Genomic DNA, 14,659 nt, shown 5'->3' on the forward strand with positions numbered 1-14,659 from the left:
GCAGACAGGTGAATGGCCTCAGCAACCCCCGCCGCTCAGGCGGCGCAGCTGGCTGCGATCTGGTAAGCGGTGTACTTGCGGATGTTGATCACGCCGGTGTCGAACATCAGGTACTGGCCCTTGATACCGAGCAACGTGCCTTCCGCGACGGGATTCTTGTCCAGGTTGAAGCTGGTGATCTTGGCCGGATAGCCTTCCATCGGATAACGGATTTCGACCACGCTCTGCTCGTTGAGCGGTTGCACGGCCTGCAAGCCAAAGCGCTGCTGCAGCGCAGTAATACCCTCGGCGCAGGCGTGGAAAATCTGTTCACGCACATAGAGTAGATCGACCGGCGTCGCATCGCCCTTGAGCAAGGCGCGCCAGTTGGTCTTGTCCGCCACCTGAGTGCGCAACAGGTCCTCGACGAAGCCGGATTGCTGGCGCGTGGCCACACGCATGATCGGCAGCGCCTGGGTGGCACCCTGGTCGATCCAGCGGGTGGGAATCTGCGTCGCGCGGGTAATACCGACCTTGATGCCCGACGAGTTGGCCAGGTAGACCACGTGATCGGTCATGCAGAACTGCTCGCCCCAGCTTGGGTCGCGGCAGGTGCCGGCATCGTAGTGGCAGCGTTCCGGGCTCATGATGCACAGGTCGCACTGGGCCAGCTTCTGCATGCAGGGGTAGCAATAGCCCTGGCTGAAACTGGTCTTGGTCCTGCGCCCGCAATGGCTGCAGTGAATCGCGCCGAGGTATTCCAGGCGCACGGTCTTGCCGATCATCGGGTTGACGGCGACCTGCTCGTCACCCAGGCGAAACGCGTACTGCACCGGCGCATCGAGCCGGGTGGCCATCTTGCTCAGGGCGCCACGGGCTACTTCGTGCATCAGTGCAGGGTTTCCGACGTTTTGTAGAGGAGATTGGGAATCGGCTCGGCCTTCGAAGCGCATTCGGACGTGCCCATGTAGCCGGTGCGCTGCTCCTCGGGCAGGTTCTGCGTCTCCCAGGCAATCATGGCCTGCAGGCTCAGTTCCTTCTGCTCCTGGGTCAGCTTGCGGCCGTCCGGCCACTTGCCGATCTCCACGGCCAGCTTGAGGCTTTCATACACGTCCGGGGTGATGTTGCGGATCAGTTCTACGAAGGAGGACATGACTGGCTCCAGGGCTGGGAAAGCCACGATTCTACCCTATCTCGCCATGCAAGCCGAGGCGCCGGCGGCGGATCAGCGCCGTTGCAGACGCCTGGCCAGCAGCCCGCCGAGCACCCCGGTAAGGCAGCCTGCGACCAGCCCGCCGACGTGCGCGGCATTGGCGATGGCACCGAACTGCAGCAGCTCGAATACGCCGGTCATGCAGATCAGCAGCCAGATCAGCATGCTCGCCAGCACGCCGCGCGGCAGCCGGTATGGCGCGTTCGGCGCCAGCCGCTGGAACAGCCAGCAATGCCCGAGCAGGCCGTAGAGCACGCCGGACAGCCCTCCGAACAGAGCCGGCCCGCCGTAGACGTATTGCGCCACGTTGGCGGCCAGGCCGAACCACAGCGTCAGCAGCAACAGCATCAGGGCGCCCTGACGCGCTTCGATACGCCGCCCCAGCTCCCAGTACCAGAGGCTGTTCATGGCCAGGTGGAGGATGCCGAAGTGCAGCAACATGGGCGTGAGCGCGCGCCACCACTGCCCACTGTCGATGGCCTGGGCGAAGGTGCCGAAGTAGATGTACTGCCCCTCGATCTGAAAGTCGACGAAGCTCAGCCAGCGCACCACGTCATAGTCTTCACCGCCCCAGGTCAGCACCGCGACCAGCAGCGTCAGGGCCAGCACGACCAGCGTCAGCGGGCTACGCCTGGCCTGCGCAGCGAAGCCGGGCCGCGTACTGGCCGCCGGCGCTTGCACGGGTTGCAGGTTGGGGTCGCCCTGGGGCGCCCGGGCATACAGCTCGCGCACCTGCCCGGCAATCTGTTCGTCCGGCACCCAGAGCACCTGCTCGTTGCCCTGCTCCGCCACCCGGTGTGCAACCCGCAGGTTGCGCAGCAAGGCGATGAAAGGCCCTAGGTCCTCGTCCAGCGGGACGCGCAGGGCAATCACCGGGCTCATTGCAGGGGCTCCGATTTCTCCACCTCGACCCACACGAACTTGGCCGGGTCGAGGCAGGTTTCCTGATCCAGGCGGTAGGCCACCAGCTTGCCGTTCATCACTGCGCTGTAATCGAGGCAGGCCAGGTTCGATCGGATCGGTGCCGGGGTGCCGCTACGCCAGTAATGCCCCACGAACAGCGGCGGTTGCTCGGGGCCGTAGGTCAGCAACTGCGCCTTATCACGCTCACTGAGCGGCATGCGTGCCACCGACTCCGGCAATGGGTCGGGCTGGAACTGGATGTCGCCGTAGGTCTGCGGGTCATCTTCCCAGAACTTGGTGCGGAAGAACGCACGGGTGAAGCCGTCGCCGCTGGTCATCGTCAACCCGCCGGGCAGGCGCATGTCGGTGCCACGCAGCAACCTGTCGAGCACCGTACAGGCAAAGCTGCCCGGCACTGCGGAGGCCTGCAGGAAGTGCTCGTCGATGCAGCCGTCCGGGAACTGCTGGCGCAGCGAGGCGATCATGCCCTGGTCCCAGCAGGCGTGCACCACGCGGAAGTGGCCGGCATCGAGAAACAGCGGCAGTTCGTAGAACCAGGCGAGGAACTCGCGCCACTCGTCCGGGTAGGCCTCGAACTGCCGCAGGGTTTCGCCGATCAGCCGCTCGTGCCGGGCGGTGTGCTCACGCACGTAGCGGCAACCGCTGCCTGGCGGGGCCTGGGTCATCCAGCCCAGCGCATTGAACTCGTGATTACCCATGAGGCACAGCGCCGCACCGGCACGCACCATGTCGTGCACCAGGTGCACCGACTCGCGAATGCGCGGGCCACGGTCGATCAGGTCGCCGAGGAAGATAGCCATCCGCTGCGGGTGACGCCACGCCCCGCCCTGGCGGCGGTAGCCCAACCGCTCGAGCAGCTCTACCAGGGTGCTGGCGCAGCCGTGGACATCCCCGATCAGGTCGTAGCCACGAGACGGGTCGAGCCGCATCAGTCGCCCCCGCCGCCGAGTCGGCTACCCCATCCCAGCTTGGTTCGGCAGATCTCGTAGTAGTTGTGGTCGAGCGGATGAATCAGGCACAGCTTCTGGGATTTCTTGCGCACCGTGATGGTGTCGCCCGGCGCGCAGGTGAAGTGGTTCTGGCCGTCGCAGGACACCTGCGGGTAAAGCTGCAGGTCCTTGGATACGACGATCTTCAATTCGCTGTTGCCGTCCACCACGATCGGCCGGCTGGACAGGGTGTGCGGATACATCGGCACGATGACGATGGCATCGAGCTTGGGGTGCATGATCGGTCCGCCCGCCGAGAGCGCATAGGCGGTGGATCCGGTCGGCGTGGCGACGATCAGGCCGTCGGCCTTCTGGCTGCAGACGAACTGGCCGTCGATGTACAGCTCGAACTCGATCATCCGGTTGGATTTGCCCGGGTGCAGCACCACGTCGTTGAGCGCATCCCCCTGGCCGATCGCTTCCGAATGGCGGCGCACCTCGGTTTCCAGCAGAAAACGGTTTTCGGTGAGGTAATTGCCTTCCAGCACCTCGGCAACCTTGGATTCCAGCTCGTCGGGGCGGATATCGGTGAGAAACCCCAGGTTGCCACGGTTGATACCCAGCACCGGTACCTTGTGGCGGGCCAGGGCGCGCCCGGCGCCGAGCATGCTGCCGTCGCCACCGACCACGATCACCAGGTCGCAGAATTCGCCCAGGTGCTTGCGCGCCGAGGTCTGCAGGCCATGGCCCGGCAACACCTCGGCGATGGTGTCATCGAGAATCACGTGCAACTGGCGGTCAAGCAGGAACTTCTTCAGGCGGCGGATGGTGTCGAGCACCTGGGTACTGCCCAGACGACCGATGATACCGATATTGCGAAACTGCTCCATGGGACTCCCGCGAGACGCTGGTGGTGATGCCCGATTATGGGTGAAAGCTCCCGGCAGGGCATCTCAAAAAACCATGTGGTTTGTGATCACTGGGTGAAAAACAGGTTCAACGCACCGTGTCGCGGGTGCATCGCCTCGCCAGGCTTCGCCGCTTTGCCCGTTGTGCAGAAGGTCTGCCGAGGGCATTCGCCGCCGCTCTGCGGCGACAGCCCTCGCGCCGATCCGACAAAAGCCCCTATGCTGCAGCGATGAATCCCTTCGCCGCAATCGCCGACCTGCCCCAACGCCTGAGCCAGCCGGCCGTGCGGGACCTGGCCTGGACGTTGGTCTCACCACCGCTGCTCGGCCACACCGCCAGCTGGCAACGCTACCCGCTGGCCGACAGCCCCTGGGCACGCGAGCCTGGCCAACTGGCCACCTGGTTGCTGCGCCAGGACGCTGATCCTGCGCCGCTGCACGCCTGGCTGTCGCGTAGCTCGACCCGTCGCCTGGGCCTCTACTATGAGCGCCTGTGGCAGTTCGCCCTGCACGCGGCACCGGGGGTCGAGATTCTCGCGGCCAACCTGCCGATCCGCCAGGGCGGCCACACCCTGGGTGAACTGGACCTGCTGCTGCGCGACGCCAGCGGCGTGCACCACCTGGAGCTGGCGGTGAAGTTCTACCTTGGCGAGTCGCCCCGCCAGGGCGCGGCGACGCTGTGGATCGGGCCGGGCAGCCATGACCGCCTGGACCTCAAGCTCGCCCACCTGGTCAGTCGCCAGTTGCCGCTGTCGGCCCACCCGGACGCACGCCCCGCCCTCGACGCACTGACGCATGAGCCCATCCAGCCCGCCATGTGGGTGGGCGGCTACCTGTTCTATCCGCCGGCCGGCGAGTGCCAGCCACCAGCCGATGCGCATGCCGAGCACCTGCGCGGCAGCTGGCTGCATCGGCGCGACTGGCCGGCGTTCCACGCAGCCCACCAGGACGGCAGCTGGCAACCGCTGCCGCGCCACGCGTGGTTGTCGCCCGCGCGCGTGCCGCTGGAGGCGCACTGGCCACCCGCTCGCCTGCAGGCCTGGCTAGACGACCTGCCGGAGGCATCCGGCGCGCAATTGCTGGTCGACCTGCAACCCGATGCAGCGGGCCACCTGCAGGAACGCAGTCGTCTGTTTCTGGTCGCGAACGACTGGCCGAACAGCCACCCACCCAGTTGATCGCCGAGCAGTGCTACATCTGTGCAAGCCCCGCCGCCCGGCGCCCCTGCAAGCCGCCGGTGTGCACGAAGATCAGCCGCGTACCGGGCGTGACCAAGCCCTCGCCGATGGCCTCGCGCAGGGCCATCATCGCCTTGGCGGTGTACAGCGGCTCCAGCGGCAGGCCGCTGCGGCGTTCGCATTCATCCATGAACGACAACAGCTCGGCATCCTGGCGGGCGAAACCACCGCGACTGGCGTCGATCAGGCGATAGCCGGCATCCGCCTGCCCGGCCTGCTTCAACAGTGCGGTGACCTGCTCCGGCACACCATGGTCAAGGGGCACCGCCAGCGCACCCTGAACGAGCCGATCACCGCCCTCGCCCATGACCAGGCCCGCCAGGGTGGTGCCGGTACCGGCCGCCAACCACCAGCCGTGATAATCCGCCCAGCCCAGCGCCGCCACCTGCTCGCCTGCCAGCTCGACCAGGCCCATGCAGCCCCGGGCACCCGGCAAGCCACCACCACCTTCCGGCACGGCGTAGAAACACGGGTATCGGGCCTGCCAGGGCAGCCAGAAATCCGCGTGGTGACGCGCCCGATAACCGCCATAGCCCAGCCAGTGCAGCTGCATGCCAAAGCGTTGCAGATCTCTAACCGTGGGGGTGTCCTGGGGATGGCCGCGTAACAGGCCGACGGTAGGAAATGAAAAACGCTGGCCGGCGGCCGCCAGGGCATGCAGGTGGTTGGAGTGCGCGCCGCCGAGGCTGATGATGCCGCGAGCGCCCTGCTGAGCCGCGGCCTGCAGGTGGGGGGCGAGCTTGAACCACTTGTTGCCGCTGATCAGCGGATCGATCAGGTCCAGCCGCAGCACCGCCAGTTCGATTCCCGCCAGCCAGTCGAAGACCAGCGGCTGCAACGGTGCAACTGGGCGCCAGCCACTGGCGGCAGCGAGTAAGGGTGTATCCATCACGGCACGCGGCAGGCTCTGCAAAAGGTCGGTCAGTGTAGCCGAGCCGCTGGTTTCAAAGGCTTTGCGACAGGTGCCGCAAGCCTTCAGCCCACCGTGCGCAGGCGCGCAGCAGCCTTGTGGAGCCGGCAGCAGTTGGAGTCACCGAGCACGAAGCGACCCGGCGTTTCGACCCGCTCGATCACCGCACCACAGCGCTGTCCGTCCGCCTGCAGGCCCTCGCAGCGCGGCTGCTGGTAGTGCTCCAGCCACTGCCGGTAGAGTGCCTCGGTCACGAAGCATTTGCTGGCAGCATAGGCCAGCGGGCTGGCCAGGTAACGGTCGACATCCTGTAGCGGCACGGTGAGGTGGCCGGCGCCAGGATGGAACACCACGAACACCACACCCTGCCCGGCCAGGCGCTCGAGCACCTGATGCGCACCAAGCTCGGTGGCCTGCACCTCACGGCGCCGGGCCTGCTCTTCGGCGGCCGCCTGGGTGGCGATCAGCCGTGCCTGCAGTTCCTCGTCGAACTGCTCGCGCAGAATCTCCCGCTCGGTCCGCGCATGCCGCTCAGCAGCGCGCAGGCGCACCGCCATCTCGTCGCGTTCGCTCTGCTGGATGGCCACCTGCTCGGCCAGTTGCCCCTTGAGGGCCTGGTTGAGCATCTCCTGCTGGCGCAACGCCTGGCGCAGCCCCTGCATCTGCGCCTGCCGCTCGTTGAGCCGCACTTCGCCTTCGGCCGTCACTCGCGCCAGTTCGGCCTGGTGCTCCTGGGCCAGGCTGGCGAGGCGTTCACGCTGTTGTTTGACCAGGTGCGCGGCCTTCTGGCGATAGTCACGCGACAGCCGCTCGGCCAGTTTCTCGGCCAGATCCCGCGAGGCGCCGGAGGCATACCACTGGTCCTCGGAGGCCACCTGCAAACGCCCGGGCGCCACCGTCTGCGCATCCTCTTCCCTGAACAGCATGCCAAGGCTGTTGAGCTTGACGGTATCGCGCAGCAGCGCGAGGTCATTGTTGCCCGCCACCAGGCTGGGGTCCCACAGGTGCATCTGGTGCCAGGACACCGGGCACTGGCTGCGGCAGGCAAGACGAATCGGCCCGCCGCCCAGGTCGGGGCCACGGCCGGCGCGCTCGGCCATCTGTTGCAGGGGGATGTTCCAGCCGCTGTCGGGCGCGCCGCTTTCGTCGAAGTCCAGGTAGAAGAACACCACCGAGCGAATCTGCAGGCGGGCATTGATCACCAAGTAGGTGGCGCGCACCTGCTGGTCGGCGAACACCGGCATCTTCACCAGACCGTCGAGCAACGTCTCGAACTCGGTATAGAACATCTGCTTGCCGATGCTGCCGTCTTCCGCGAAGAACATCACGGCCTCAATCAGTTGCGGCTTGCTCATTGACGTTCTCCAGACGATGACGGTTCTCGGTTCCATGCCAGCCGCAGCCTGAATCCGCGGCCCGACAAGTCTAGGCGAGAACGCCCCCTCGACTGTGTGACCCGGTTGGCAGTCAGTCGGCCCCGGGACGAATGGCTGCCGCTAACTGTGACCTGCTCGGTAGAGCGCCCTGCCGAGCCTGCATCAACGCGCCGCAGCCGGCAGCTCCTGCCATACACGGAACGCCCTGGCCCGCACCCCACGGTCACCGTATGTGCTTGCAACCCAGACGGTTCTTCAACGGAGTGACGTGGGTCAGCCGAATGTTGCAGCGGGCTGCATGAGTTTCGGGAGGGGGCGCTTGTCGACCAGGAAATGTCCGAGTCATGCGGGTCCTTTCAGCCCATCCGTGACCATTTGATCTGGATGGGATTTTTCTGGGGATTTCTCAGGGTCTGTCCCTGAGGAATCCCCACAAATCTACTCCAGTAATTGAGCTTGCCGGTTAACCTCGTCACGCAGCAATAGCTCCATTTTGGTGAGGGCCGAACAGGATGAATCGCTGGTGGAGCGCCTGAGGTATTCAAGGCCGACACGCCAGAGCGACAGCACGGTTTTATGCCTGACGCTGTTGCTCTGAAAGTGGCCTGACTGGCCTGTCATTCGAGCCTGAAAACCGGCCAGGTACAACGCATAACACGCCAGTGCTGCGATCAGCAGCAGGATCTCGATACGTCGAGGGCAACGCGTTCGATGCAGGTCGAAGGCAAAGCCGAAACGTAGACTTTTCACGTCCCGAAAGCCTTCTTCGATCTGCATACGTTTACGGTAGATACCGACGATTTTCCGAGCCCCCATTGCGGTTGCGGCAGGTTACTGGCGAGCAACCAAGGCTCCTGCTCACGACGAGCGTTCTTCCGGCTGAGCTTGCTACGCGCGATGCTGCCCGTCACGCGTCGATGTTTCCTACCCTTGGGCGGTTGGTGAATGCCGTACAAAGCAACGTTGTGCGGCGCCCTGCGCGTCATCTCGATTCGTCCAAGCGAGCACGCCGTCGAGGTTATCTGCTGGTAGAGCTGCTTGATCGGCTGCCATTGACCGTACTCGTCGCGATAGAGATCACGATTGCGCACGCGCCCCACGTAATACCAACCCTTGGCTTCGACGGCCTGGAACCAGGGGCGGCGAAAACCGGCATCCGTTACCAGGATCGGCACGCATTGCTTGGAAAGCATGATTTCCAGAGCATCGAGCAGTTGCTTCTGGCGCTGAGGACAAGCTTCACGGTCATGCACGCTCTCGTAAACAGGAAATGCCCGCCCGGCCAGCGGGATGGAGGCCCGCAGCAGGTAGAGGTCAGAAGCGGCATTGATCAGCGACCAATCCACCAGAATCAAGGGATGACGCAGGGAGCCAAGCAGCGCAGTCAGCATTTTCCAATAGAACAGGGGGCGCTCGTACTGCAGACGAGCGTTGCCGAGCAGGCGATCCACACGCTTGATCGAATGCTTGGTGTAAGCCTCGCTGGGCATGGCCCTGCCCAAGTCGGTCAGGGTCAGACGATGCCCGTGCAGCAAGGCGCTGACGCAGCTCATCAAGGCGCTCAGTCGCTTGCTGTGGATCGTGGGAAGTGCTTGGGAAAATGCCTTGTGTAAGAATCGTACTGCCTGCATGAGTCTCGGGCGTTGGGTTGTTTGGCGACTACCAAACTGCCGACTCATGCAGGCACCTTCAAGCTATCCGATTGATCTGCATGGATATTTTGTGGGGATTCCTCAGGGTCTGCCCCCTATTATTCCTTCCAAATATCTTTAGCTAAGCTCATAACGCCTAATGAAAAGAACATCACCGACATCAACTTCCGGAAAAACCCAAGCCCTCCAATTATCCACAAGCCACCTACTTTTTATAGCTCTTCCGTCACAACTCTCTTTTGGGAGTAGAACTAAAATTAGTCCTGCTTTTTGCCCGGTCACAGCCATCAACCCCATCCCTGCTTGCGGATCCTGCGGATCAAAAACCATAAGATCTATTTCGACGCCCGCCTGGCTTTGAGGCGACCTCAAAATAGAACCATGACCGATATACTCTTGTGTCAAATCAACCAACTTAATCCAGCTCATCACTTAACCCTCAGATCATGCCCACCAGAAGCATCTAACGAATCCTTAATAGGAGTCATGTTCATATCAACCTCCCCAAGGTGACGTCCCTTTTTGGGATCCACTTTTTCGAAACGCCCATGCTGAGTATCAACTGCATATAGAAACCCATCAAGACCTTTATATACGTCCCTATTATTTAACTTCGTCAGTCGACTATCCTTCTTGAGACCTAAACTCTCGACCACAATCTGAACGGTTTCTTTAACACGTGCAACACGCTCCCCCGGGGGCAAGCGGGCAATATCTCTTTCAAATTCAGGGGCACTACCCGTCCAACTATACATATTCCCCGGACTCAGCTGCTGCTCCGGATGCGTATAACTGGTGCCACCTTGCGGTGTATCTAGCTGCTGCCCGCCTGTATGCGGTACAGTTACTATCGATCCTCCAGCGTTGTACCCCCCACTTGACGCGTTCTCGGTGTTAACCGGACTAGCGCCTGGATTAATCAGCACCCCATAACCCGGACCAAGTGTATGTATAGGGAAAGAAGTTCCTAATACCAAAGGCCACAGCTCGGCATATAACCGAAGCTGCATCTGTGCGTAGGCACTATCCTTATCCGACATTGAGTTGAAAATTTCTCTCACACTCTCTTGAGTGGAGGGATGAACAGCGGTAACAACAGCCGTCCCCACTAGTGCCCCGCCCAGAACCTCAGTCCCACTTAGCCCCAAGAAACCAAAAAGTGGAAGAAGTGACTGGCTACCATCATTAGGCTTAGCTTCACTTAGCTTCCCCAGCAGCTCAAAAACTCTAATCGCCGCCTGTGGGTTTTCTACTGCAAGGAGCTCGATCTTTTCACCCAGCGCGTGGGCCTCCACAGTATTCGAACCCTGACTCACCCAATGGAATATTGATCGATGGGGTCAGAGTCATTGATCCAACTATTTTCCCCGCCGCCTGCTCGCTGCCAGCGGGAAAGAGATCGTCGACCTACACGCTACCAATCGCTTTTCTCAGTCAAAAATCAATGACTCTGACCCCATTGATTCGGAAGACATAAACCGGATAACCAATTGATACATATAGAAAATACCCACCTCGCGAGAGGTGCGTGTTGTGTATTGAGATTTTGCTCCTGTTAAGGAGCGAAAATTCATGCTCAAAAAGGGCGTATTGAGCAGCTAGACCGTAGGTCGTCAGGGTGGGTGCAAAAAGGATGCAACTTGACTGCAGAAAGGATGCAAATAGGATGCAAGAAGGCGGCAAAAAGGGTGCAGATAGGGTGCAAAAACACCGGCGCAAGGCCGGTGTCAGGGTGTCAGATCAAGTCGAGACTTCTACAGATAAAGCAACACCGGCACATGGCCGGTGTTAGATAAACAATCCTATTGATTAGGATTGATAATCATCAAACTCCCAGGCAAATATCTTTCCCAGCTTTATCACGATAGTTTCCCAGCTATCCCCCTCGCAGCGACTCACATACTCATGAATCAATCCATTAATAGTCGAAAAATCATATTCTCGAACAATTAATAGACCTCTCCCCCAACGAGGCTCCCACATTGTCTCGTCTAACCACTTTGGAGTGCAGATGAAAAGCTCAAAATCATCTGCCCCTTGCGTACTATCAAGCCCAATTCGAATACGAAGACTTAAAGAAAAGTTGTCTACGTTCTCAGGAACGTAGGTCTCGACATCAAAAAAATCATTAGAAATACTTTTTATAACAGCACGCATCATTCCTCCTAGTCAGCCACATTCAGATGGCCGTTACTTACTTTTACGCGCTGACCTGTTACCGGGTTTATGTTGTACGTTTCAAAATTGGCCTGCACGCCTGTCGTTGCAAAAGATGAATCTTTGGGTGTTGGCGGCCTATATACGCGAGTGCCGTCTGCGCTAATCAAACCAAGCCCATCACTTGTTTTTGTCGCACCATCTCCAACCCAGGTTTTACCCAACTGATTAGCTTCGGAAGATGTACCTTGACCTATAGAGAAGTTCGGATTTTTCGTTCCACTGCCGTTCACAGCCGCAGCTAATCTTGAGTCCTGAGCCGCAATATTGCTCAGGTTTTCTTGTATCAGTTGATCCTTCAGCTTTGGATACAAGGCCGCATTTTCAGCGCCGGAGCTAGCAGCTCCACCTTTTGCACCGACGGCCAAATAAAAGCCATGCTAATTAACTTACTAAACTATCCACTCCACCTCAAAATCAACTAGCTGAGCCTGAAGCCCTGCCTCATGCTCGAACCAGTAGTCAAACCCTTCAACATCACTTTTCTTCAAGTAAAGATAATACCCGCCAGTGTCGCCATCACGGTCGTCCGCAACAAAAATTTCCCAGCCAGAATATTCGCCAGTGACAACAATACCCTTCCGAACGATAGACATATCCATATCCTAGTCCGCATAGGGAACATGATTGTTAGAAATATATTTTCCAGTCACAGGGTCTTTAACTCCGAAATGTACATGCGGAACTCCCGGAGCGTGTGCTCCTGATATAGATCCTGAGTCGATACGGAACTCCTTAGTGCCATCAGCGCTGTGAAACACACCAGAGCCGGGCTTACCGATTTCCCTGTACTCGGGACCGAGATATTTTTGCCCTGCCGATAGAGCCTCATCGGTTGTGAGCGTCATAGAGCTCGTGAAATTTTCCTTACCAGATAGAGTTTCATTGATCACTTGATCTACACGCTGCCCAGCACCTGCTTCCAGTTGAATCTGTTTTTCAGCATTAACAAAGGTTTTCCAGTTTTCAGTAGGACCAGCTAGTGGTGTGCGTGGAGTAGCTGTTGCTTTTGCACCGCCCTCTGGTGCAGCCGCATGAATCGAACAGCTCCCATTACTGCAGCTAGCACATGGCCCAATATTGTGCACCCATGTCCCAAGCTTTCCAACATAGAAGGTATGCCCGATGTCCACCGTCAGGTTGTAGGTCAACCCTTGCGGCTGATACAGCGTGATGGATTCCACGGTGATGGAGCTACCATCTCCCACGCCATCTCCTAAGGACTGCAAACGATCCTGATCGATGGGGTCAGAGTCATTGATCCAACTATTTTCCCCGCCGCCCGCTCGCTGCCAGCGGGAAAGGGATCGTCGACCTACACGCTACTAACCGCCTTCTCAGCCAAAAATCAATGACTCTGACCCCATCGATTGGTAGTCGGAGTTGAGGAAGTTGCCCAGGCTGGCGAACGCCGTGATCGATGGGGTCAGAGTCATTGATCCAACTATTTTCCCCGCCGCCCGCTCGCTGCCAGCGGGAAAGGGATCGTCGACCTACACGCTACTAACCGCCTTCTCAGCCAAAAATCAATGACTCTGACCCCATCGATTGGTAGTCGGAGTTGAGGAAGTTGCCCAGGCTGGCGAACGCCGGGTTGGTTTCGATCAGGTATTTGGGGCCTGCGCAACCGGGCCCAGCGGTACACCCTGGGTGCAGAAATTTTCTGGAAAAATGCAGAGCAAGCGGCGGGACGTCAGTTGACGCCCCGCCGTGATCCCTTTTATCGAGATTTTAAAGAGCGGTGGATAAAAAAGCGTTATCCACCCTACTTGCTAGCTTTTGCACCAAAGAATTATCGTTACGGGCAGTACTCGACCATATAACCCCCGCCTAGTTCTTGCTGCAATTTCTTGGCCAATTTTTGCCCCTCAGCTATATGCAGAAGCTCCACCTCAGGCGAGCCAAATCCAGAATCAGGCGGATAGTCGATGTTGTACGTCGCCTGGTACTCACTGTCCCATGCAGTGATTTCGGCCTTCAACTGTCGAGAGAGGGGCAAGTCGTCAACATCAATATGCCCCATAGTATCCGGCTCCGGACAGAATATCGGTCCAGCCAAATATTCATTCGCTAGTCTCAACTTAATCATGGCAATGGTTTCCAAGAACTGACCGGATTCGCTCGAACCACGAAGCCGTTTGAGCTAACCCCAATTGCGATATTTTGCTCAACACCATTATGTATGATGCGATAAACATTGGCCGAGCCATTGGTGCCCATAACTTTTCCACGCTCAAGAGCACTCATTACAACTGTTGGAATTTCGTCACGTAAGATTCCTTTGTTGAAGAAATTCACTTCGTGTCGCTTGTAGATATGCTGCAACCCGGCAGCATCGCTACCGGTCTCAAGCCATACGGTTCGACCATCTGGCAACTTACGTATATCTACCACGCTTTCAGGGGTGATCTTGGTGCCTGCAGGTAAACCAGAAATTAACTCGTCTCTCGTCAGAGTCGAATTTGGAACTCCTTTTGCACCACCTGAAAGATCTTCCAGTACCTTGGCTGATTCCGCAACCTTGCCCTCCTTAAACAGGTCTTTTGCCTTTTTAATGCCCAGTACAGCCGCATCTCCCACACCAGAATCAATGGGGTCAGAGTCATTGATTTAGCTGCTGGTTTCTTGATACTCCGCAGATTTCCTATCACCGCCTCGCCCAAGAGGAGCGGCTCGCCTACCTGTCTTGACCTCAATTTGAGCCTTGAACCGATCATCACCATGATTGGTGATCGCCTTGAGCAGCTCGTTGAGCTGGCTGACGCCCAGGCACTTGTCTGCGAACGGCGCGAGAATGCTGCTGCGGTCAGCCTCGGACAGCAGGTTGGCGCCCGATATCTCGATCTGCTCGATGGCAAAGCAGCGCTCGTCTTCGGCAGCCGGTGGCGCAGTCGGCTCGGCGCGCTTGCCGGGCAACTGCTGCAACTCCTGCAGGCGCTGTTGCTGCTCTTCGAGCAGGCGCTCCTGGCGGTCGCGGATCAGGTCCTGGGTCAGCGGCGAAGGCAGGTTCGTGGGCAGGTTGGGAGGCGGCGTCTGGGCAAGCGCCACGAACGGCACGGCCGCGAAAAACAAGGGTATATACGAGCGCATGGCAATCCGTACCTGCAAGTGAGGCACCCCTGAGTAATGCCACCACTTTGCCACTACCTACATTTCAGTAAGGAGACTGGCTTCGCATTTTTGGGCAAGCGGCGCTGCCGTGTGTCGGAACGCGACCGAGCGCTCGAAACCGGCCATGTCGACGCGCCCCCGGCACTTGCCTCAAAGTAGGCAGCGCGCAGGGAAGGACTGTTGCTCCCTGCCGAGCACCTCG

Annotated in this window: 17 protein-coding genes and 1 pseudogene; 1 reads left to right on the top strand and 17 read right to left on the bottom strand. The window is 59.5% G+C overall.

Going from position 1 to position 14,659, the window contains the following annotated elements; genetic code table 11:
* Positions 1-35 precede the first annotated feature (35 nt).
* From ACZ0AV_RS04855 to ACZ0AV_RS04875, 5 genes are all read right to left on the bottom strand, one after another.
* Positions 36-869 (bottom strand): DUF2797 domain-containing protein, encoded by an 834-nt coding sequence (locus ACZ0AV_RS04855; protein ID WP_499149990.1) that lies wholly within the window; start codon positions 867-869, stop codon positions 36-38.
* On the bottom strand, positions 869-1,132 hold the full coding sequence (locus ACZ0AV_RS04860; RefSeq protein ID WP_499149991.1) for a YeaC family protein: 264 nt from the start codon (positions 1,130-1,132) through the stop codon (positions 869-871). The genes ACZ0AV_RS04855 and ACZ0AV_RS04860 overlap by 1 nt, the downstream gene beginning before the upstream one ends.
* A 72-nt stretch (positions 1,133-1,204) precedes the next feature.
* Positions 1,205-2,074 carry a rhomboid family intramembrane serine protease gene (locus tag ACZ0AV_RS04865; protein WP_499149992.1) on the bottom strand — a complete coding sequence of 290 codons (870 nt, stop codon included), beginning with the start codon at positions 2,072-2,074 and terminating at the stop codon, positions 1,205-1,207.
* Positions 2,071-3,045 carry a metallophosphoesterase gene (locus ACZ0AV_RS04870; RefSeq protein WP_499149993.1) on the bottom strand — a complete coding sequence of 325 codons (975 nt, stop codon included), beginning with the start codon at positions 3,043-3,045 and terminating at the stop codon, positions 2,071-2,073. The genes ACZ0AV_RS04865 and ACZ0AV_RS04870 overlap by 4 nt, the downstream gene beginning before the upstream one ends.
* The gene (locus ACZ0AV_RS04875; protein ID WP_499149994.1) at positions 3,045-3,935 is read right to left on the bottom strand and encodes an NAD(+) kinase; all 891 of its coding nucleotides are present in this window, start codon (positions 3,933-3,935) and stop codon (positions 3,045-3,047) included. Before ACZ0AV_RS04875 ends, ACZ0AV_RS04870 begins: the two co-directional genes overlap by 1 nt.
* Before the next feature lie 248 nt (positions 3,936-4,183).
* Here ACZ0AV_RS04875 and ACZ0AV_RS04880 point away from each other — a divergent pair, with 248 nt between their 5' ends.
* Positions 4,184-5,131, top strand: coding sequence for a DUF1853 family protein (locus tag ACZ0AV_RS04880; RefSeq protein WP_499149995.1), 948 nt, complete (start codon positions 4,184-4,186; stop codon positions 5,129-5,131).
* 13 nt (positions 5,132-5,144) lie between these two features.
* On the opposite strand, the gene ACZ0AV_RS04885 is transcribed toward ACZ0AV_RS04880, so the two are convergent.
* From ACZ0AV_RS04885 to ACZ0AV_RS04940, 12 genes and pseudogenes are all read right to left on the bottom strand, one after another.
* The gene (locus ACZ0AV_RS04885) at positions 5,145-6,080 is read right to left on the bottom strand and encodes a 1-aminocyclopropane-1-carboxylate deaminase/D-cysteine desulfhydrase (protein ID WP_499149996.1); all 936 of its coding nucleotides are present in this window, start codon (positions 6,078-6,080) and stop codon (positions 5,145-5,147) included.
* 86 nt (positions 6,081-6,166) lie between these two features.
* Positions 6,167-7,456 carry a chromosome partitioning protein ParA gene (locus ACZ0AV_RS04890; RefSeq protein ID WP_499149997.1) on the bottom strand — a complete coding sequence of 430 codons (1,290 nt, stop codon included), beginning with the start codon at positions 7,454-7,456 and terminating at the stop codon, positions 6,167-6,169.
* Positions 7,457-7,915: 459 nt separating this feature from the next.
* A pseudogene (locus tag ACZ0AV_RS04895) lies at positions 7,916-9,108 on the bottom strand (IS4 family transposase).
* A gap of 138 nt (positions 9,109-9,246) precedes the next feature.
* Positions 9,247-9,558 (bottom strand): Imm45 family immunity protein, encoded by a 312-nt coding sequence (gene imm45, locus ACZ0AV_RS04900; protein ID WP_499149998.1) that lies wholly within the window; start codon positions 9,556-9,558, stop codon positions 9,247-9,249.
* The gene (locus ACZ0AV_RS04905; RefSeq protein ID WP_499149999.1) at positions 9,558-10,424 is read right to left on the bottom strand and encodes a hypothetical protein; all 867 of its coding nucleotides are present in this window, start codon (positions 10,422-10,424) and stop codon (positions 9,558-9,560) included. The genes imm45 and ACZ0AV_RS04905 overlap by 1 nt, the downstream gene beginning before the upstream one ends.
* A gap of 514 nt (positions 10,425-10,938) precedes the next feature.
* Complete coding sequence (locus ACZ0AV_RS04910) at positions 10,939-11,286, bottom strand: immunity 8 family protein (RefSeq protein ID WP_499150000.1); 348 nt, start codon at positions 11,284-11,286, stop codon at positions 10,939-10,941.
* An 8-nt stretch (positions 11,287-11,294) separates the two neighbouring features.
* Positions 11,295-11,714 carry a hypothetical protein gene (locus ACZ0AV_RS04915; RefSeq protein WP_499150001.1) on the bottom strand — a complete coding sequence of 140 codons (420 nt, stop codon included), beginning with the start codon at positions 11,712-11,714 and terminating at the stop codon, positions 11,295-11,297.
* A gap of 24 nt (positions 11,715-11,738) precedes the next feature.
* The gene (locus tag ACZ0AV_RS04920; protein WP_197676831.1) at positions 11,739-11,948 is read right to left on the bottom strand and encodes a hypothetical protein; all 210 of its coding nucleotides are present in this window, start codon (positions 11,946-11,948) and stop codon (positions 11,739-11,741) included.
* A gap of 3 nt (positions 11,949-11,951) precedes the next feature.
* Positions 11,952-12,554, bottom strand: a complete 603-nt coding sequence (locus ACZ0AV_RS04925) for a hypothetical protein (RefSeq protein WP_499150002.1) — start codon at positions 12,552-12,554, stop codon at positions 11,952-11,954.
* 590 nt (positions 12,555-13,144) lie between these two features.
* A complete protein-coding gene (locus tag ACZ0AV_RS04930; protein WP_499150003.1) occupies positions 13,145-13,435 on the bottom strand; it encodes an immunity protein CdiI family protein in 291 nt (96 codons plus the stop codon).
* Complete coding sequence (locus ACZ0AV_RS04935) at positions 13,432-13,926, bottom strand: hypothetical protein (protein ID WP_499150004.1); 495 nt, start codon at positions 13,924-13,926, stop codon at positions 13,432-13,434. The genes ACZ0AV_RS04930 and ACZ0AV_RS04935 overlap by 4 nt, the downstream gene beginning before the upstream one ends.
* Positions 13,927-13,956: 30 nt before the next feature.
* The gene (locus ACZ0AV_RS04940; RefSeq protein WP_499150005.1) at positions 13,957-14,436 is read right to left on the bottom strand and encodes a POTRA domain-containing protein; all 480 of its coding nucleotides are present in this window, start codon (positions 14,434-14,436) and stop codon (positions 13,957-13,959) included.
* Between the last annotated feature and the right edge of the window lie 223 nt (positions 14,437-14,659).

This window comes from Pseudomonas sp. AC532, from assembly GCF_979258965.1.